General features: G+C 61.3%; 17 protein-coding genes. 9 read left to right on the top strand and 8 right to left on the bottom strand.

All coding sequences use genetic code 11. The features are described 5' to 3' along the window. Positions 1 to 86: 86 nt before the first annotated feature. Both BFP90_RS13100 and BFP90_RS13105 read right to left on the bottom strand, forming a co-directional pair. Positions 87 to 1,244: a PQQ-dependent sugar dehydrogenase gene (locus BFP90_RS13100; RefSeq protein WP_065896911.1), complete on the bottom strand. Its 1,158-nt coding sequence runs from the start codon at positions 1,242 to 1,244 to the stop codon at positions 87 to 89. Between the two features lie 11 nt (positions 1,245 to 1,255). Continuing rightward, positions 1,256 to 1,570 carry a hypothetical protein gene (locus BFP90_RS13105; RefSeq protein ID WP_065896912.1) on the bottom strand — a complete coding sequence of 105 codons (315 nt, stop codon included), beginning with the start codon at positions 1,568 to 1,570 and terminating at the stop codon, positions 1,256 to 1,258. Positions 1,571 to 1,774: 204 nt separating this feature from the next. On the opposite strand from BFP90_RS13105, the gene BFP90_RS13110 reads away from it, so the two are divergent. Together BFP90_RS13110 and ligD are read left to right on the top strand one after the other, a co-directional pair. Next, positions 1,775 to 2,614 carry a non-homologous end joining protein Ku gene (locus BFP90_RS13110; RefSeq protein WP_065893324.1) on the top strand — a complete coding sequence of 280 codons (840 nt, stop codon included), beginning with the start codon at positions 1,775 to 1,777 and terminating at the stop codon, positions 2,612 to 2,614. Between the two features lie 24 nt (positions 2,615 to 2,638). Next, complete coding sequence (ligD, locus tag BFP90_RS13115) at positions 2,639 to 5,164, top strand: DNA ligase D (RefSeq protein WP_065896913.1); 2,526 nt, start codon at positions 2,639 to 2,641, stop codon at positions 5,162 to 5,164. Positions 5,165 to 5,180: 16 nt separating this feature from the next. On the opposite strand, the gene lpxO is transcribed toward ligD, so the two are convergent. Next, positions 5,181 to 6,080: a lipid A hydroxylase LpxO gene (gene lpxO / locus BFP90_RS13120; RefSeq protein ID WP_065896914.1), complete on the bottom strand. Its 900-nt coding sequence runs from the start codon at positions 6,078 to 6,080 to the stop codon at positions 5,181 to 5,183. Between the two features lie 266 nt (positions 6,081 to 6,346). After that, complete coding sequence (locus BFP90_RS13125; RefSeq protein ID WP_122462938.1) at positions 6,347 to 7,639, bottom strand: Wzz/FepE/Etk N-terminal domain-containing protein; 1,293 nt, start codon at positions 7,637 to 7,639, stop codon at positions 6,347 to 6,349. Positions 7,640 to 8,021: 382 nt separating this feature from the next. Between BFP90_RS13125 and BFP90_RS13130 the strand changes: the two genes are divergently transcribed. The 4 genes from BFP90_RS13130 (at position 8,022) to BFP90_RS13145 (ending at position 12,996) form a co-directional block, all read left to right on the top strand. Then, entirely contained in the window at positions 8,022 to 8,408 is a 387-nt protein-coding gene (locus tag BFP90_RS13130) for a TIGR03067 domain-containing protein (RefSeq protein ID WP_065893328.1), read from the top strand. Between the two features lie 222 nt (positions 8,409 to 8,630). Beyond that, the gene (locus BFP90_RS13135; protein WP_065893329.1) at positions 8,631 to 9,869 is read left to right on the top strand and encodes an MFS transporter; all 1,239 of its coding nucleotides are present in this window, start codon (positions 8,631 to 8,633) and stop codon (positions 9,867 to 9,869) included. Positions 9,870 to 10,011: 142 nt separating this feature from the next. Continuing rightward, a complete protein-coding gene (locus BFP90_RS13140; RefSeq protein WP_082632055.1) occupies positions 10,012 to 11,598 on the top strand; it encodes an ABC-F family ATPase in 1,587 nt (528 codons plus the stop codon). Positions 11,599 to 11,823: 225 nt separating this feature from the next. Next, entirely contained in the window at positions 11,824 to 12,996 is a 1,173-nt protein-coding gene (locus BFP90_RS13145; RefSeq protein ID WP_065896916.1) for an MFS transporter, read from the top strand. Here the strand turns inward: BFP90_RS13145 and BFP90_RS13150 are convergent. Both BFP90_RS13150 and BFP90_RS13155 read right to left on the bottom strand, forming a co-directional pair. Beyond that, positions 12,990 to 14,027 carry an alpha/beta hydrolase family protein gene (locus tag BFP90_RS13150; protein ID WP_065884582.1) on the bottom strand — a complete coding sequence of 346 codons (1,038 nt, stop codon included), beginning with the start codon at positions 14,025 to 14,027 and terminating at the stop codon, positions 12,990 to 12,992. The genes BFP90_RS13145 and BFP90_RS13150 overlap by 7 nt on opposite strands. Positions 14,028 to 14,218: 191 nt before the next feature. Beyond that, the gene (locus tag BFP90_RS13155; protein WP_065896917.1) at positions 14,219 to 14,830 is read right to left on the bottom strand and encodes an FMN-dependent NADH-azoreductase; all 612 of its coding nucleotides are present in this window, start codon (positions 14,828 to 14,830) and stop codon (positions 14,219 to 14,221) included. Between the two features lie 126 nt (positions 14,831 to 14,956). Between BFP90_RS13155 and BFP90_RS13160 the strand changes: the two genes are divergently transcribed. Both BFP90_RS13160 and BFP90_RS13165 read left to right on the top strand, forming a co-directional pair. Next, positions 14,957 to 15,865 (top strand): LysR substrate-binding domain-containing protein, encoded by a 909-nt coding sequence (locus tag BFP90_RS13160; RefSeq protein WP_065896918.1) that lies wholly within the window; start codon positions 14,957 to 14,959, stop codon positions 15,863 to 15,865. Next, positions 15,862 to 16,218, top strand: a complete 357-nt coding sequence (locus BFP90_RS13165; protein WP_065896919.1) for an MmcQ/YjbR family DNA-binding protein — start codon at positions 15,862 to 15,864, stop codon at positions 16,216 to 16,218. Before BFP90_RS13160 ends, BFP90_RS13165 begins: the two co-directional genes overlap by 4 nt. Here BFP90_RS13165 and BFP90_RS13170 read toward each other — a convergent pair. Next, positions 16,207 to 16,590 carry a DUF1294 domain-containing protein gene (locus BFP90_RS13170; RefSeq protein ID WP_065896920.1) on the bottom strand — a complete coding sequence of 128 codons (384 nt, stop codon included), beginning with the start codon at positions 16,588 to 16,590 and terminating at the stop codon, positions 16,207 to 16,209. The two genes, BFP90_RS13165 and BFP90_RS13170, sit on opposite strands and share 12 nt — an antisense overlap. Continuing rightward, positions 16,587 to 17,417: an undecaprenyl-diphosphate phosphatase gene (locus BFP90_RS13175; protein WP_065884577.1), complete on the bottom strand. Its 831-nt coding sequence runs from the start codon at positions 17,415 to 17,417 to the stop codon at positions 16,587 to 16,589. Before BFP90_RS13175 ends, BFP90_RS13170 begins: the two co-directional genes overlap by 4 nt. Positions 17,418 to 17,645: 228 nt before the next feature. On the opposite strand from BFP90_RS13175, the gene BFP90_RS13180 reads away from it, so the two are divergent. Continuing rightward, positions 17,646 to 19,280, top strand: a complete 1,635-nt coding sequence (locus BFP90_RS13180) for a methyl-accepting chemotaxis protein (protein WP_065896921.1) — start codon at positions 17,646 to 17,648, stop codon at positions 19,278 to 19,280. Positions 19,281 to 19,454 lie beyond the last annotated feature (174 nt).

The following is a 19,454-nucleotide window of genomic DNA, read 5'->3' on the forward strand; positions in this document are numbered from 1 at the left end:
TGTACTCGATCTGATCCAACATCCTGGTCGGCCCAGAGGCCGCCATCGGGGGCAAGCCCCCTCCCACATTCGTCAGCTATATCTGCCTAGTCCTGATTCAGCCCGACGCGGTACAGCACGCCATCATCTTCATCCGTCAGCACATACAGAAAGCCGTCCGGCCCCTGCCGCACGTCACGAATGCGCGCTTTCAAATCACCGAGCAAACGCTCCTCATGCACAACCTTGTCACCCTCGAACTGCAACCGAATCAGCTCCTGGCTGGCCAATGCGCCGATAAACACGTTGTGCTGCCAGGCCTTGAATCGATCGGCGTCGTAGAACGCCATGCCACTGATCCCCGGTGACTTCTCCCACACATGGTGCGGCGCTACGGTGCCTTCGGCGGTCTTGCCCTTGGCCTCGGGAATCGGCGCAAGCGAATAGTTGATGCCATGCGTGGCCAACGGCCAACCGTAGTTCTTGCCGCGCTCGATGATGTTGATTTCATCCCCACCACGTGGCCCGTGTTCGTTTTCCCAGATCGTCCCGCTCCACGGGTTCAGCGCCAGGCCCTGCGGGTTGCGCTGGCCGTAGGACCAGATTTCGGGGCGTACCCCGGGCTGGCCGACAAACGGGTTGTCGTCGGGCACGCGGCCGTCCGGGTAGATGCGCACGACCTTGCCTTGCAGCTTGTCCAGGTCCTGGGCAGTGGGCCGGTCGTTGTTTTCGCCCAACGTCACGAACAGGTAGCCGTCACGGTCAAACGCCAGGCGCGAACCAAAGTGATTGCCGGTGGACAGCTTGGGCTCCTGGCGCAGAATCACCGTAAAGTCCTTCAAGCCACTCAAGTCATCGGCCAGGCGCCCTCGCCCCACGGCAGTCCCGGCCTTGCCATCCTTGCCGCCACCTTCGGCGTACGACAGGTAGACCAGGCGGTCTTGCTTGAAGTCGGGCGACAGCACCACGTCAAGCAAACCGCCCTGCCCCTTGGCCCACACCTGCGGCACGCCCGTCAACGGCGCGGAAAGCTTGCCGTCCTGGCTGACGAAACGCAGCTGGCCGGGAAGCTCGGTCACCAGGAAGCCTTGCCTGTCCGGCAGGAAAGCCACCGCCCAGGGATGATGCAGGCCCTTGGCGACCGGCGTCGCCGTGATGCTGCCTTGCTCACTGGGAAACTGTCGGCCCTCGGCGGCTTGAGCCACTGCCAATGGCAGCAGCGTGGTTGCGCACAGGGCGGCTAGCAGGGTTTTGCGTAGAAACATAAGACGAGTCCTTACCGGCGATTGCCGTTGGCATCATAGGTGGGCGCTTGGGTTTCGGTGGTCGGGCGACTGGGCGCGGTGTCGCGCTTGGGATAGCGATTGCCGATACCGCCGTTTTCCACCGTAGGCCGAGGGTTGCTCGGGGCGGTCTGGATACCGCGAACGGCCGGCGCATTGGGCTGGGTGCCCTGCATGCTGTTGGGGTTGGCCCGATGAATGGGGCTGTTGTTGGAATCGTATTGGCCCGGCAGGGTTTGCGCCTGGACCACGGGGGCCAGGACCAGCCCCAATGCCAGCAGGGCCAGAAAACGCCTACAACTGTTCATGACGATGCCTCTCTATGTCGAGTAGTGCTATGTCGAGTAGTGCTCGTGCTTTCGATAACACGCTACCCCAGGGGTTCGGCTGGCGACATTAAATTGTTTCTCATCAGGTGTAACAGGATCTGTCCGAGCATCCAGCCGCCGAAACTTTTGCCCGGGCCCATGAGTCACCAGAACACAGGCTTATTCTTTGAAGGAGAGGTATCTATGCCCCGGGCAATCTGGAAAGGCGCCATCAGCTTCGGTCTGGTTCACATCCCGGTCTCGCTGGTGTCGGCGACATCCTCCCAAGGCGTTGATTTCGACTGGCTGGATAAACGCAGCATGGACCCGGTGGGCTACAAGCGCATCAACAAGGCGACCGGAAAAGAGATCAACAAGGAGAATATCGTCAAGGGCGTGGCGTATGAAAAGGGCCGCTACGTGGTGCTCAGCGAAGAGGAAATCCGCTCGGCCCACCCGAAGTCGACCCAGACCATCGAAATCATCGCCTTTGTCGCCAGCGACCAGATTCCCCTGCAGAACATCGACACGCCCTACTTCCTGGCCCCGGACAAGCGCGGCGGCAAGGTCTATGCGCTGCTGCGCGAGACCTTGAAAAAAACCGGCAAAGTCGCCCTGGCCAATGTGGTGTTGCACACCAAGCAACACCTGGCCGCACTGATGCCGCTGGAGTCGGCGCTGGTGCTGGTGATGCTGCGCTGGCCCGCCGAAGTGCGCAGCCTGGATGAACTGGAATTGGGCAGCGACGTGATCAAGCCGACCCTGGCCAAGGGTGAGTTGGACATGGCCAAGCGTCTGGTGCAAGACATGAGCGCAGACTGGCAACCCGAGGAATACCGCGACAGCTTCCAGGAAAAGATCATGGCGCTGGTGGAGAAGAAGGCCAAGGCCGGCAAGATCGAAGACGTCGAATCGACCGAAGGCAGCGAAGAGCGCAAATCCGCCGATGTGATCGACCTGACCGAACTGCTCAAGCGCAGCCTGGCGGGCAAACCTGCGGCGAAAAAACCCGCAGCGAAAAAGTCCAACAAAAAGGCCTCTTGAGCCTGCCATTGGCTGGAGAACGACATGGCAAAGCCCCTGGGCGAGTACAACCGCAAACGCGACTTCGAGATTACCGCCGAGCCGGCCGGCGAGTCACCGGCCGGCAAGCGCAACGCGTCGGCCCTGAGCTTTGTGATTCAGAAGCATGCTGCGCGCAACCTGCACTACGACTTTCGCCTGGAACTGGACGGTGTGCTGTTGAGCTGGGCCGTGCCCAAGGGACCCAGCCTGGACCCGAGCCAGAAACGCCTGGCGGTGCACGTCGAGGACCATCCCCTGAGTTATGGCGGCTTTGAAGGCAGCATTCCCGCCGGGCAATATGGCGCAGGCGATGTCATCGTGTGGGACCGCGGCATCTGGCAACCCCATGACGATCCGCACAAGGCCTATGCCGCCGGCAAACTGAAATTCGGCCTGGTCGGCGAAAAACTCACGGGCGATTGGACCTTGGTGCGCACCCGGCTCAAAGGCAGCGGTGATAAGGAACAATGGCTGCTGATCAAGGAAAAGGACCAACAGGCGCGTCCCTCGGCTGAGTACGATATCGTCGCGGCCCAACCCGCCAGCGTGCTCAGCGATGCGGTGGTCGGTAAACCCAAGGCCAAGACCAATACGCCAGCGAAACCCAAAGCGGCGCCCAAGGCGAGCACGCGCAAGGCGGCAACCGCCGTGCCCGAGGCATTCTCCCCGCAACTGGCAACCCTGGTCGATCGGGCCCCCGAAGGTGACTGGCACTACGAGATCAAATTCGACGGTTACCGCATCCTGACGCGCATCCTCAAAGGTGAGGTACGCCTGTTCACCCGCAACGGCCACGACTGGACCGAGCGCCTGCCGCGCCAGGCCAAAGCCTTGCAAGCGCTCAAACTCAAGGACAGTTGGCTGGATGGCGAAGTGGTCAGTCTCAACGACGACGGCTTGCCGGATTTCCAGGCCTTGCAGAATGCCTTCGACATCGGTCGCAGCCTCGACATCGTTTACTACCTGTTCGATGCGCCGTTTCTTGACGGCCGCGATCAGCGCGAGGAACCGCTCGAAAGCCGTCGCGCGGCACTTGAATCCGCCCTGTCCGCCAGCAAGAGCAAGCTGCTGCGTTTCTCCGAAGCCTTTGCCGCCGACCACCGCGACATTTTCCAAAGCGCCTGCGACCTGGCCCTGGAGGGTGTGATCGGCAAGCGCGCCGGCAGCCCTTATGTGTCCAGCCGCAGTGCCGACTGGATCAAGCTCAAATGCCGGTTGCGCCAGGAGTTCGTGATTGTCGGCTATACCCGCCCCAAAGGCTCGCGCACCGGGTTTGGTGCGCTGCTGCTGGCGGTCAACGACGACGCCGGGCTGGTGTATGCCGGGCGTGTGGGCACCGGTTTCGACCAGGCGTCGCTTAAAGCCATCTACGCCCAACTCACCCCGCTGGAGCGCACGGACTCGCCGCTGCAAAAACCGCTGACCAGCGCCCAGGCGCGCGGCGTGCACTGGGTTGAGCCGCGCCTGGTCGGTGAAGTGCAATTTGCGCAATGGACCCGGGAAGGCCTGGTGCGCCAGGCTGCATTTGTGGGCATGCGCACCGACAAGCCCGCTGAGCAGATCATTCATGAACAGCCGCGTACGGCCACATCGGTGACGGCGCCAAAGGCGAAAAAGCCCGAGAAGGCGGTGAAAACCGTAAAAGCCATGAAAATCACCCACCCTGATCGTGTCATCGACACGCAGAGCGGCACGCAAAAGCAGGCACTGGCGCAGTTCTACGCCGATATCAGCGCATCCATCCTGCCCTTCCTGCGCAACCGGCCCGTCTCGCTGCTCAGGGCGCCGGAGGGCATCGAAGGCGAACAGTTCTTCCAGAAGCATTCCGAGCGCATGACCATCCCGCACATCAAGCAGTTGGACCAGGCACTGGACCCCGGCCATGCCCGCCTGATGGAAATAGACAGCGCCGATGCCCTGATCGGCGCGGTGCAAATGGGCACGGTTGAGCTGCACACCTGGGGCGCGACCACAGACAAGATCGAAACCCCCGACCTGTTCGTCCTTGACCTCGACCCGGACCCCGCGCTGCCCTGGAAGTCCATGCTGGAAGCGGCGCAGTTGACGCTGTCGGTACTGGATGAAATAGGTTTGCAGGCCTTCGTCAAAACCAGCGGTGGCAAAGGCTTTCACCTGATCGTACCGTTGGCGCGACGGGATAACTGGGACACGGTCAAAGCGTTTGCCAAAGCCATCGCTCAATTCATGACCCGGCAACTGCCGGAGCGCTTTACCGCCACCAGCGGCCCGAAGAACCGCGTGGGCAAAATCTTCATCGATTACCTGCGCAACGCCCGCGGCGCCAGCACGGTGGCGGCTTATTCCGTGCGGGCACGTCCGGGACTGCCGGTGTCGGTGCCCGTCAGTCGGGATGAACTCAATGACTTGCGCGGCGCCCAGCAATGGACAGTGGCCAATCTGCACGAACGGTTGCGCGATTTGAAGGATGACCCTTGGGCCGGCTATGCCAATCGTCAGAAGATCAGCAAGCGGATGTGGGACAAGCTGGGCGCGAAGCCACCGAAGTGATTCGCGCGCACTCAGATCAGATCAGGATGAAGATCAGCGCCAACGCGGCGAAGATTGCCCATTTTTCCAGGTAATAGCGCGTGCGATTGCGCTTTTTGAGCTCCTTGCCACGCAACCTGATTTTGTACAGGCGGGTAAAGGCACGATTGAGTGCGCCGGTCTTGTCGCCCTCGTCGTTGGGCGACCCCGCAGCGGCCATCACATTGCGGCTGAACCAGCGGTTGAATGCGGCCGCCCAGCGGTATTTCATCGGCCGTTCGATGTCGCAGAACAGAATGATGCGGTTATGCGACGTGGTGTTCTCGGCATAGTGAATGTAGGTCTCGTCAAACATCACCGCTTCGCCGTCGCGCCAGTAATAGCTTTCACCGTCCACATTGATATAGCAGCCCGGATCGTTCGGCGTATCCAGCCCCAGGTGATAACGGTAGGAACCCGCGTAAGGGTCACGGTGACGCACGAGCTTGGAGCCCGGCGGCAGCTCGGCGAACATCGCGGCCTTGATCGAGCCGATGCTTTGCACCAGTTCGGTGGTGCGCGGGCACAGTTTCATCGCTGAGGGATGACTGTCGCCGTACCATTTGAGGTAGAAGCGCTTCCAGCCGGACTTGAAGAACGAATTGAAACCCACATCGTTGTACTGCTGCGAACGCTTGATTTCCCCGGCGCGCATCAGGTTCTGGCCTTCCTGGCGAATCTCTTCCCAGTGCTCCTGCAACGGGCGCAGGTCCGCAAAGTCGCTGGGCGACAGAAACGGGCGGCTGGGTTGCTTGGAGAACAGGTACAGGAAGCAGTTGATCGGCGCCAGGAATGTCGAATGATCGCTGAGCTGGCGGCCCAGCTTGTGTCGCACCCGGCCACGCAGGTGTACATACGCGATGGAGGCAACGTAGAGAGCAACAATGATGAGTTTCAAGGGATTCGTCACACGTCAGGGAGAGAACAGGCTGCTCCTGCGTGCCCACAACGGCCGAGGATGGATAAGCAGCACCTGAAATCACAATTCACATACAGGTGACACGACCGGCTGGAGGACCATGCGATGTGTGACCATTGGCGGTTATTTAGCCATACTTTGTAACCAAAGGTTAACTAAGAATTGTGAAAAGCTGTCTATGAAGTGTGCTGGGGGGATGAGCGGGCGGGCCGCAAGACCCGCCCACTAGAGGGCGGTGCGACGGCTTACAGTTGATCGTCCTTACGCTCACGGCGGGAAAAACTGCTGTCTTCCAATGCCGAGAACGGCACGACTTCGCGTCGGGTCAACACCAGGTGGCGGACCAGCGCGATCACCAGGCCCAGCAGCAAACCGCCCACCACGCTCAATGCAATGACCAGGGCTTTTTTCGGTTTGACCGGTGACAGCGGCTCCTGGGCGCGGCGGTCGATCGTCACCAGTTTCAGGTTGCTCATGTCGATGTTCAAACCACGCAGCCTGGCGATTTCGGCGCGCAGCGGTTCTACGTCCTGGAGGAAAATGTCTTCATTGCCACGTTTGCGCAGCACTTCAACTTCGCGGTTGGCGTCCAGCAACCGCAGTTCCTTGCCAATTTCGGCAATACGCGGGTTGGTGAAGTCATCGCTGGTGCGCTTTTGCAGCGAGGCGCGCTCGGCCTCCAGCGCCTCGGTACCCATGAAGTACAACGGAATCTTCTGATTGTTGACCTCGGTGCGCATCACCTGGCTTGAGCCGGTTCGCGTGGCGTCGGCCATCGACGATGGCGTGGTCGGTGTCCTGATGCCCATGGACTGGGCGATGCCGATGGCTTCAGCCAATTCCGCCAGGCGGTTGGTCCGTTCCATTTTCATCTGCAGGCGCAGGGCGCTGAGCTCATCTTCCAATTGGGCGCGCTTGAGCCGGTCGGCTTCGAGCAGCTTGGCGATCTTCGATTCCTTGTCGGTGTCGTAGTTGGCACGGGCCGCGTCGATCTTGCCCTTGAGCTCATTGAGGCGGTTGTTCACGATGACCTTGAGGTCGGCCCCCACCTGCTGACGCTCTGCGGCAATGGCGTAGTCAACAAAGCCGTTGAGGATTTTCACCCCGTCGACATCGGTCGGATACTGCAATTCCAGGCGAATGTAGTTGCTCAGCGAATCGGCCTTCTTCGGGTCCGGCAGGATCAGATTGACCGAGTTGCGATTGAAGTCTTCAAAACTCTGCTCCAGGGTTTGCCCTGGCTTCTTGAACGCCTTGAACAACTCCTCATGGTCCTTGAAGAAGCCCAGGCGCGCCTCGTAGGAGTCCAACTGCGCGCCTACTTTGAGCAACGCATCAGCGGGCGGCAATTTATACACTTCGGAGCGGTTCAGTGCGTCCAGTTCATTGATCGCCGCAGGCCGCAGCACACTGCTGACTTCAAAGGTCTTGGGTGCCAGAAAGGCATACCCCGCCCCCAGGATCCCCGCCAGAACCGTACACCCCACGATCAGCTTCTTCTGCCGCCATATGGCATTGAACAATTCAAACAGATCCATTTCATCAGACGCTACAGCGGGCGTGAGCGAGGAACTTCGATTCAAAATAAGAACACCTTAATTTAATACTAAAAGGCCATCACTTAGCGGAAGCCCTAGCGGCTTCAAGTCAGGGACAACGCCCTGAACACGGCCGACCAATGGCAGTCTGACCACTTAGGCTGACGAAAAATCCCACGGCTTTAGGGATTATTTCTGCTTTATGCCGACGTGTAGTCACGAAGATATTTTTATGTGGGACTTATCACGCTATAAGCGTAGTCAATCCAACATGAAAAAGCTGTCAAATAGCTGTCGCATAAAGAAAAAAATCTCGTTATCCGCAGTGTTGTTACATTGCCGATACAATTGCCCGCCTCTCCCCTCAGCAAAAGGAAGTTGCATGCCATCCTCTTCAGCCACGGACTATCGCGCCCTCCAAGGTGCCTGGGAGCAAATCGCTCTGGAAGACAATGGCGTGCTCAACCCGCCAGATGCACATAGCGCGCCAGGTGCAATTACCACCATCAGTGCCGATACATTCGAAGTCGTCACCGTCGAGGGGGAAACCCTGTTGGCGGGCCGTTTTGTGCTGGACGCCGACACCACGCCTAAAAGCATTACCTGGGTGGACGCCATCGGCGCGGACGCCGGCAAGTCGTTACCGGCCAGCTATCACCTGGACGGCGATCATTTTGTGTTTATCGCCGCCGATGCAGGCATGCCCCGGCCCACCGTATTCAGCACGGGCCCGGGGCAGACCATGCGCACCTTCGTGCGCAGGGCATGAACGGCCTGCTTTCGCGGATTGATCACAGCATTTTCACAAGGCCTTCACTTTGCGACCTATAGGGTGAAGCCTACCTACTCCAGTGAATCCCTTGGCCCGCCTCTGCTTGCGGGCTTTTTTTTGCGCCTGAAATTGCCTGGCGACCGCGAACTAATTACCCGGCGTGCAGGTCATTACCCCAACGCATGTCCAGCCCCGGACGGCGCTCTGGAAGATAGCATCGTGGCCCATCACTCAGACCTGCGCACTGCCTTGTCCCTGGACAGCCTGAATTTCTTCCTCGCGGATGTACGCGACGGCCTGGGGCCGTACCTGGCGATTTACCTGCTCGCAGTACACCAATGGGACCCGGCCAGTATCGGCGTGGTCATGACCCTGGCCGGGGTCGCCGCGTTGCTCACCCAGGGCCCGGCGGGTGCGTTGATCGACCGTACCCGCAGCAAACGCGCGGTGATTGCGATTGCCGCGCTGCTGGTCACGCTCAGTTGCCTGATGCTGCCCTTCGTCAGTTCATTTGGCTGGGTGGCGCTGACCCAGGCCGCCAGCGCCATCGCCGCCTCGGTGTTCGCCCCGGCGATTTCCGCGATTTCCCTGGGCATCACCGGCCCGCGCGCGTTTACCCGGCGTACCGGGCGCAACGAAACCTTCAATCACGCCGGCAACGCCGTCGCGGCATTGCTGGCCGGCGGCCTGGCGTATCTGTTCGGACCGGTGGTGGTGTTCTACCTGATGGCGTTTATGGCCGTCGCCAGTGTCGTCGCCGTCAGTTGCGTCCCGGCCAAGGCGATCGACCACGAGGTGGCCCGTGGCTTCGACCCGGCTCACCACACCGACCATGAGCAGCCCTCGGGCCTGCGCGTCCTGCTCGCCAACCGTCCGCTGCTGCTGTTCGCCATTTGCTGCGCGCTGTTTCACCTGGCCAATGCCGCGATGCTGCCGCTGGTCAGCCAGAAGCTGTCGCAGATCAACCTGCAGATGGCCACGCCGTTGACCTCGGCCTGCATCGTCGCGGCGCAATTGGTGATGGTGCCGACGGCGATGCTGGTGGGGATCAAGGCCGATGTGTGGGGGCGCAAGCCGCTGCTGCTGGCCGGATTCATGATCCTGCCGCTGCGCGGCGTGCTCTACACCTTGTCCAACGACCCCTATTGGCTGGTTGCCGTGCAGATGCTCGATGGCATCGGCGCGGGCATTTTCGGCGCGCTGTTCCCGGTGATCGTCAAGGACCTGACCCAAGGCACCGGCCGCTTCAACGTCAGCCTCGGCGCGCTGTCGACCGTGTTTGGCCTGGGCGCGGCACTGAGCAGCAGTCTGGCCGGCTTCGTGGTGCAAATGGCCGGCTACAACGCCGCCTTCCTGACCCTGGCCGGGGTGGCCGCCGCCGCATTGCTACTGCTATGGCTGGCCATGCCGGAGACATTGGCTAAACCAACCTTCGCTGGCCATACAACTGTCGCCTGACATATGCGACAATGCGCGCCAAATTCCAACACACATCCCAAATTTTCCGTTCAGCGACCGGGTTTCGCGCCTTGATGTCGCTGTTGACGCATGCCTGAAGGCACCTGCCGTCACGCTCGCAACCCATTGATAGGTAAAGTAATTGATCTCCACAGCTAACATCACCATGCAGTTCGGCGCCAAGCCGCTCTTCGAGAACGTCTCGGTCAAGTTCGGCGCCGGCAACCGCTATGGTTTGATCGGTGCCAACGGTTGCGGCAAGTCGACCTTCATGAAAATCCTCGGCGGCGACCTCGAGCCGTCCGGCGGCCAGGTCATGCTGGAGCCGAATGTGCGCTTGGGCAAGCTGCGCCAGGACCAGTTCGCCTACGAACAATTCACCGTGCTCGACACCGTGATCATGGGCCACGAAGAGCTGTGGAGGGTCAAGGCCGAGCGTGACCGCATCTACTCGCTGCCGGAAATGAGCGAAGAAGACGGCATGGCCGTGGCCGAGCTGGAAACCGAGTTCGCCGAGATGGACGGCTACACCGCCGAATCCCGTGCCGGCGAGCTGCTGCTGGGCCTGGGTATTCCACTGGAACAGCATTTCGGCCCGATGAGCGAAGTGTCGCCCGGCTGGAAGCTGCGTGTATTGCTGGCCCAGGCGCTGTTCTCCGATCCGGAAGTGCTGTTGCTCGACGAACCGACCAACCACCTGGACATCAACACCATTCGCTGGCTGGAAAACATCCTCACCCAGCGCTCCAGCCTGATGATCATCATCTCTCACGACCGTCACTTCCTGAACAGCGTGTGCACCCACATGGCTGACCTGGACTACGGCGAGCTGCGCCTGTTCCCGGGCAACTACGACGAATACATGACCGTGGCGACCCAGTCCCGCGAGCAACTGCTGTCGGACAACGCCAAGAAGAAGGCGCAGATCTCCGAGCTGCAATCCTTCGTCAGCCGCTTCTCGGCCAACGCCTCGAAAGCCAAGCAGGCCACTTCCCGTGCCAAGGCGATCGACAAGATCCAACTGGCCGAGGTCAAGCCGTCAAGCCGCGTGAGCCCGTTCATCCGTTTCGAACAGAACAAAAAGCTGCACCGTCAGGCGGTCATGGTCGAGAAGATGGCCAAGGGTTTTGACGGCAAGCCGTTGTTCAAGGACTTCAGCTTCCAGGTTGAAGCCGGCGAGCGCGTGGCGATCATCGGCCCGAACGGTATCGGCAAGACGACCCTGCTGCGCACCCTGGTCAACGAACTGACCCCGGACGCCGGCAGCATCAAGTGGACCGACGCCGCTGAACTGGGTTACTACGCCCAGGACCACGCCCATGACTTCGAAGACGACGTCACCCTGTTCGACTGGATGGGCCAGTGGACCCAGGGCGAGCAGATGATTCGTGGCACATTGGGCCGCATGCTGTTCTCCAACGATGAAATCCAGAAGTCGGTAAAAGTGATCTCCGGTGGTGAACAAGGCCGCATGCTGTTCGGCAAGCTGATCCTGCAAAAGCCGAACGTGCTGATCATGGACGAACCGACCAACCACTTGGACATGGAATCCATCGAAGCGCTGAACCTGGCGCTGGAGAACTATCCGGGTACGCTGATCTTCGTCAGCCATGACCGTGAGTTCGTATCGTCCCTGGCCACCCGTATCATCGAGTTGAGCGCCAGCGGCGTGATCGACTTCAGCGGCACCTATGACGACTACCTGCGCAGCCAGGGTGTGGTGTTCTAAGAACAGCACGTAGCTGGAAGCTGCAAGAAAAAGCCCTGTTCCTGTGACAGGGCTTTTTTGCATGCACACTCCTGTAGGAGCGAGCTTGCTCGCGAAAAACCTCAGAGCACCGCGCAGAATCAGGCAACCCGCGTTATCGTTGACGTTCTTCGCGAGCAAGCTCGCTCCTACAGTCGTGCGGAATATGCCATGATGCTTCTACTGCCCGCCAGCGATTGACTATTCATGCCCGCCGCCCCCTCCTCCCTGTCGATCACCCTGCAGATCGTCTCCATCGTCTTCTACACCTTTATCGCGTTTATCTGCATCGGCCTGCCGATTGCGGTGATTCCAGGCTATGTGCACGAGCATCTGGGCTACAGCGCAGTCGTTGCCGGCGTGACCATCGGATCGCAGTACCTGGCCACCTTGCTCAGTCGGCCGATGGCCGGGCGCATGTCGGACAATGTCGGCACCAAGCGTGCGATTGTGCTGGGCCTGGCCGGTATCCTGATCAGTGGCGTGCTGACGTTCATCGCCGTCCTGCTTGAGCACTTGCCGGCGCTGAGCCTGGCTATCCTGATCGCCGGTCGGCTGCTGCTGGGTGTGGCCCAGGGTTTGATTGGCGTCGGGACCATCAGTTGGTGCATGGGCGCGGTCGGTTCCGAGCATACGGCCCGCTCGATCTCCTGGAACGGCATCGCCTCCTACGGCGCAATTGCCATTGGCGCGCCGCTGGGGGTGGTGATGGTGGCCGATTACGGCTTCGCCAGCCTGGGCCTGGCGCTGGCGGGGTTGGCCGCGCTGGGCCTGGTGCTGATCCGCAATAAGCCTTCGGTACCGGTGGTGCGCGGCAAGCGCCTGCCGTTCTGGGCGGTGTTCGGCCATATTGCACCGTATGGCACCAGCCTGTGCCTGGCCTCGATTGGCTACGGCACGCTGACCACGTTTATCACACTGTATTACCTGAATCGCGGCTGGACCGGCGCGGCGTACTGCCTGACGGTGTTCGGCGCGTGTTTCATTCTGTCGCGCCTGGTGTTTATTTCCGCCATCAGCCGCGTCGGTGGTTTTACCGCCGCCATCGCCTGCATGGTCATCGAAACCCTGGGCCTCGCGCTGCTGTGGTTGGCGCCGTCGACCGGCGTGGCGTTGATTGGCGCAGGGTTGGCCGGCGTCGGTTTGTCACTGGTCTACCCGGCGCTTGGCGTGGAAGCCATCAAGCGCGTGCCGGACAGCAGCCGGGGCGCCGGGCTGAGTGCGTTTGCGGTGTTTTTCGACCTGTCCCTGGCGATTGCCGGGCCGTTGATGGGCGCCGTGGCACTGAACCTCGGCTACGACTGGATCTTCTTCTGCGCGGCGCTGCTGTCAGTGACCGCGCTGGTACTGACCGTGCAGCTCAAGCGTCGCGCTTACTGATCAGCGGTCTGCAGCCCGGCGCGGGTCGCCTCGCCGAGGGTGTGACTGAAAAAGCGCCCGGCCTCGGAGACCAGGTCGCGGTGGATGCCCTCACGGTCGACGCCATCGGCATCGGTACAGATGGCCGGCATCGTCGCCAATTGATCGCTGTCACACGGTGCCATGAACACGAAGTGCCCTGCCCCGGCCAGCAGTTTGAAGTCCGGCGGCTGCGGCAGTTTGCGCGCCAAAGCGGCGGCGTTTTTGTCCACGGCCACCAACTGGTCGCCATCGCCGCTGTAGAGCAGCACCGGTACGTGCACGTCGGCCAGGGTATGGCGACCGAACATCAGGCTCAGCGGCGCCATCAGCATCAGCGCATGGATGCGCGGATCAGCCTGGGGCTGCAAGTCGTCACGGTCGACCACCAGTTCGCCCTTGGTGGTGCAGGCGTCACGGTCCTCCGGGCGCTGCTGGCAATAGCGGCGCAGGCGCTCGAAATCCGGTTTGGCACCCGCCAGGATCAACGCGGTTTCGCCGCCGGCCGAATAGCCGATCACGCCCACCTGGTCGATGTCGACGAAGGGCGACAGCATCGGGTCGTTCAACGCCGCAGTGATGGCCTGTGAAATCTGGATTGGGCGACCATACAAATTGCTCACGGTGCCCAGGCGGCTGTGGTCCTGGTAGTTGTCGCCGGGGTGCAGCACTGCCACCACCACAAAGCCCTTGCGCGCCAGCGAGGTGGCCAGATCATGCAGGGCCAGCGGTGTGCCGGTATTGCCATGAGACAACATCAGCATCGGGAAACGGCCGATGGCAACCTTGGCGTCTTCGCCAGCCGCCACATGGTAGGGGCCCAGCGCCGTGGTGTGTTCGGCGTCGGTGGAAGGGTAAAACGCAATGGCCTTCATCGGCTGCGAATCCAGCGGGTCGAGAATGCTCATGCGATGAAAGCCCACACTCCAATGCGGGTGCGGCGCAGGCGCGGCGTGCACTGAAAGCAGGCCGCCGCACAGGGAAAGAACCAAAACAGCACAGAGACGCATCATGGGGATGTCCACCTTTGCTGCATGAGAACCGGCAGGCCGTCTAAAAATTCCCGGGTATTGAACCCAAGCTGCATAACCTGGGCCATAAATGGAAAAACTCCGTACTCCGCTCGCGCTCAGGCGATCAGAATACAGAGTTTAGGCGCTCGGCTTCAGATTGAAACAGGGCGAGGCGAACATTTACACAAGCCTTACGCGGCGGCGAACAATTGCTCGCTGATCCGCACGTTGGCGTCGCTCAACGCTTTGCTGCGCATTTCGTCGCTGTAGGCCAGTCCTTCGGCGCGTACGATTTCGATATCGGTGATGCCGAAGAAGCCAAACAGCAGCTTCAGGTAGCCTTCATGGGCGGCACCGGATGCCTGGCCGGCATGCAGGCCGCCGGCAGTGGAGACAATGATGACTTTCTTGTTGCCGCACAGGCCTTCGGGACCGGTTTCGGTGTAGCGGAAGGTCTGGCCGGCGACGGCGATACGGTCGATCCAGGCTTTGAGCTGGGTCGGGATGGTGAAGTTGTACATCGGCGCGCCGACCACCACGGCGTCGGCGGCGAGGAACTCAGCCAGCGACGATGCGCTCAGTTCGGCTTCATGCTTTTGCGCGGCATTGCGCAGTTCAGCAGCGGTGCCCAATGCGCTCAGGGTCGCGCCGGAAAAATGATTGATCCCTTCGCTGGCCAGGTCACGGTAAGTCACTTCCACGCCCGGCTCGGCGGCTTGCCATGCCTTGACCACGCCGGCGCTGAGCTGACGGGAAGCCGAGTTGTCGCCGAGGATGCTGGAATCGATATGCAACAGTTTCATGGTGGGGTCTCCGAGGTGGGATCGACAGGGGCGATCAGATGGTGGTGATACTACGCACCTAATCAATCGTCGATAAGTCACCTGGAATGCGATAGATTGTCCCACTGACAGGACAATAGGCCCAGCATGCAAGACCTTAACGACCTCTATTACTTTGCCAAAGTCGTCGAAGCCGGCGGTTTCGCCGCCGCCGGGCGTTTATTGGGGATTCCCAAGTCGCGGCTGTCGCGGCGCATTGCCGAGCTGGAGGAGCGCCTGGGCGCACGCCTGCTGCAACGCACCACGCGGCAACTGACCCTGACCGCCGTCGGCGAACGCTACCTGCGCCACTGCCAGGCAATGCTGGTGGAGGCGGAAATGGCCGATGAGGCCGTGGCCAGCATGTCCACCGAGCCCCGGGGGCGCCTACGGGTCACGTGCCCGGTCGGGCTGGCTCAGCAGATCATGCCGGAACTGGTGGCCGGGTTTCTCGCCGCGCACCCGCTGGTGCAGTTGGACATGACGCTGGTGAATCGTCGCGTCGACCTGGTGGCCGAAGGCATCGACGTGGCGTTGCGCGTACGCGAGTTAGGCGACGAAGACCCGCTGCTGGTCACCAAACGCCTGCGCCGGGCGCAAACTGTGCTGGTGGCCAGCCCGGCACTCCTGCGTGACCGCCGGGTAGAGACCCTGGAAGAACTCAGGCAATTGCCGATCATGGGTGCACTCGAGGCGGACCGCATGGTGCACCAGCGCATCATCGACCCCCAGGGCAACGCCCATGAGCTGGTCATGGAGGCTCGCCTGGGCATCGAAGACTTCATCGTACGCAAGACCAGCGCCCTCATGGGCGTGGGCTTCACGGTGCTGCCGATGATGGATTGCGAAGAAGAACTGGCCAACGGCCGGCTGGTGCAACTGTTGCCGCAATGGTCGTTACCCGGTGGCTGGCTGCAGGCCGTGTACCCGCATCGGCGCGGCGTGCTGCCGGCGATTCGCGCCTGGATCGACTATATGGAAGAGGGCTTCAAAGGCTGCGGAGACCGTCTGTTATGAGCATGACCGAAGCACAAGTCGCGGCGTTCTGCCTGAGCCTGCCAGGGGCGCGCGAGGACTACAAATGGGGCGGCGTGCGGGTGTTCTCGATTGCCGGCAACAAGATGTTCGCGTTGCAGAACCTGCGCGGCGACTCCCTGGCGTTCAAGGTCGACAAGGCGCTGTTCCTCGGCCACGTTGATCGCCCGGGCATCCACCCGGCGCCGTACCTGGCACGTGCGCAGTGGATCATCATGAACACGCCCTACCCGCTCGGTTCCGAGGAACTGCGTGGCTTGTTGCAGCGCTCGCACCAGCTGGTGGTGAGCAAGCTGCCCAAGCGCACACAGGTCGGGTTGGTGCTAGAGGATTGACAGTAGCGTGCCGCCGAGAAACAGCTGGTCCAGCCAGAACACCTGGTGCAGCAGCACGATCACCCAGAACAGCACCTGGTAGGACACCTTGCGCGTCTTGTGCCGGAACACCTGCTGCGCGATCAACGCCCCCGGCCAACCGCCCGCCAGCTCGACGGCGTGCAGGATGTTTTCCGGGATGCGCCGGCCCTCGGTCTGCGCCTTGCGCTTGTCGCTCCAGTACAGAAAGAACGCCACCACGCTGACCACGCCGTAGGCCGCCAGCGGGATCACGGTCTCCCCGCGCTGCCACAGCAGCGCCGAACCCAGCAGCGGCGCCGCGCACAGCAGCACCAGGAGCAACGCTTTCAGGCGTGGGTGCTGGATGTTCATGGTTTGACGGCGGTCCAGTCGATCCAGCCGAATTGCCAGGTCGCCAGGATCACCAGGCCGAACGCGATGCGGTACCAGGCAAAGGCCGCATAGCTGTGGTTGGCGATAAATTTGAGCAGGCCCTTGACCGCAATCATCGCGAAGATGAACGAGGTGACAAAGCCAATGGCGAACACCGGCAGGTCCGCCGGCTGGAACAGGTCGCGGTATTTGTAGCCCGAGTACAGCGCAGCACCGACCATAGTCGGCATGGCCAGGAAGAACGAAAACTCGGTAGCGGTCTTGCGCGACAGGCCGAACAACAGGCCGCCGATGATCGTTGCACCGGAGCGTGAAGTGCCCGGGATCATGGCCAGGCACTGCGCCACGCCGACCTTTAGCGCGTCCTTCCAGGTGATCTCGTCGACAGTTTGCGCATGCACCGCATGTTGGCGACGTTCAGCCCACAACATGATCACACCGCCCACCACCAGGGCCGTGGCCACGGTGATCGGGTTGAACAGGTAATGCTTGATCAGGTCAGCGAAAATCACCCCCAGCACCACCGCCGGCAACACGGCGATGATCAGGTTCACGGTGAAACGCTGGGCGTTGCGCTGGGTGGGCAAGCCGATGACTACGTCGAGGATCTTGCGCCGGAATTCCCAGACCACGGCGAGGATCGCGCCCAGCTGGATAATGATATTGAATGCCTCGAAACGCTCGCCGCCGAAGTTGATCAGGTCAGCGACGATGATCTGGTGGCCGGTGCTGGAGATCGGCAAAAACTCCGTCAGCCCCTCGACCACGCCAAGAATCAGTGCCTGTATGGCGGTCCAAAAATCCATGCTTTCTCCAAAGGTCACGCGCCTGGCGTGCCTCCTAGTGTTTTTTAAAGTTCACTGACAACGAGCGCACTGCAGCGCCCGGCGTTGATTCTCAATGCCGGAATGCAAAAATTCCGTGAAAAATCAGGCAGTACTCAGGTTTTTCGATTACGGGCCGAAAGCCTATCAGACAAGCCGCAAAAGTCGATGCAACACCCACAATTATAAAAGGCTCGGAGTGACAGGACGATGAACAGTTTGCGCAATATGTCGATCAGCCGACGCCTCTGGCTGATCCTGATAGTCGCCGTGCTGATGCTGCTGACTTTGGGCGCCCTGATGCTCAAACAGATCCATGATGACCTCTACCAGGCCAAGCGCCAACAGACCCAGCACGTGGTGCAAACCGCCAGCGGCGTGCTCGGCTACTACCAGAACCTGGAAAAGACCGGCGCACTCACCCGTCAAGCGGCGCAGCAACAAGCCCTGAGCGCGGTGCGCGGCCTGCGGTACGACCACGACGACTACTTCTGGATCAACGACCTCACCCCCGTGATGATCATGCACGCGGCCAACCCCAAGCTGGACGGCCAGAACCTCTCGGCGATCCGCGATCCGGACGGGTTTGCCGTGTTCAATGAATTCGTGAGCCTGGCCAAGGCCAAGGGCGCCGGCATCGTCAATTACCGCTGGCCCAAGCCTGGGGCCGATGCGCCGGTGCAGAAAACCTCATACATCCAACTGTTCGAGCCCTGGGGCTGGATCATCGGCTCGGGCGTCTACGTGGACGACGTGCAGGCCGAGTTCAGCGTCCAGGTGTGGAAAGCCTCTGCTATCGGCCTGGCCATTGCACTGGTCATGGCCCTGCTGGTGCTGTTGATCGCGCGCAGTATCGTGCAGCCGTTGCAGGCTGCGGTGACTGCGATGGCCAACATCGCCAGCGGCGAAAGCGACCTGACCCGCAGCCTCGACACTCACGGGCGTGACGAGGTCACCCAGCTGTCCCGGCACTTCAATACCTTCACCGCCAAATTGCGCCAGGTGGTCGGCCAATTGCAGGTGTGTGCCAACGCCCTCGGCGAGTCGTCCACCGAGTTGGGCCACAACGCCAGCCAGGCCCACGACCGCAGCCAGCAGCAGTCGCAACAGATGGAACTGGTGGCCACCGCCATCAATGAAGTCACCTACGGCGTGCAGGACGTGGCCAAGAATGCCGAGCACGCCGCCAGCGAAATGCGCGATGCCCAGGCCCAGGCGCAGCAGGGCCAGGTCAACATCGACAGCAGTTTGCAGCAGATCGACCAGCTCTCGAGCACCATCAGCCAGGCCGTGGAGGTGATCCGTACCCTGTCCAGCGAAAGCACCCAGATCGGCGGCGTGCTGGAAGTGATTCGGTCGATTGCCGACCAGACCAACCTGCTCGCCCTCAACGCCGCCATCGAAGCCGCACGCGCCGGCGAACAGGGCCGTGGGTTTGCAGTGGTAGCCGATGAGGTACGCCTGCTGGCCCAGCGCACGCAAAAATCCACGGCCGAAATCCAGGCAATGATCGAGCGCCTGCAAGGGCATTCGGAAGCGGCGGTCAAGGTGATCAGCGACAGCCACAGCGCCTCGCAACTGACCATCGAGCAAGCCGGCCTGGCCGGTGCGAGCCTCAATGCGATCGGCCAGGCGCTGCATAATCTCAACGGCCTGAATGCCTCGATTGCCAGTGCCACTCTGCAACAGGCGCATGTGGTGGAGGACATCAATCAGAACGTCACCCAGGCGGCCGGGCTGTCCCACAGCACCGCGCTGGCGGCTGAACAGTCGAGCGTGGCCAGCGCGCAGTTGCGGGGCTTGAGCGAGCAGCTTGACGGGTTGTTGCGCCAGTTCCGAATTTAGCCCTGGGTTAAATTGTGGGAGGGGGCTTGCCCCCGATGGCGGCCTCTAGGCCGACCAGGATGTTGGATCAGATCGAGTACATATCCGTTTCTGCGGTCACGGCTACTTAGGGTTCCGCCCTGACGGCGGCTCACTTTTGAAAAGCGCAAAAGTAAGCAAAACGCTCTTGCCCCA

The organism is Pseudomonas sp. 24 E 13 (assembly GCF_900004715.1).
Lineage (GTDB): Bacteria > Pseudomonadota > Gammaproteobacteria > Pseudomonadales > Pseudomonadaceae > Aquipseudomonas > Aquipseudomonas orientalis_A.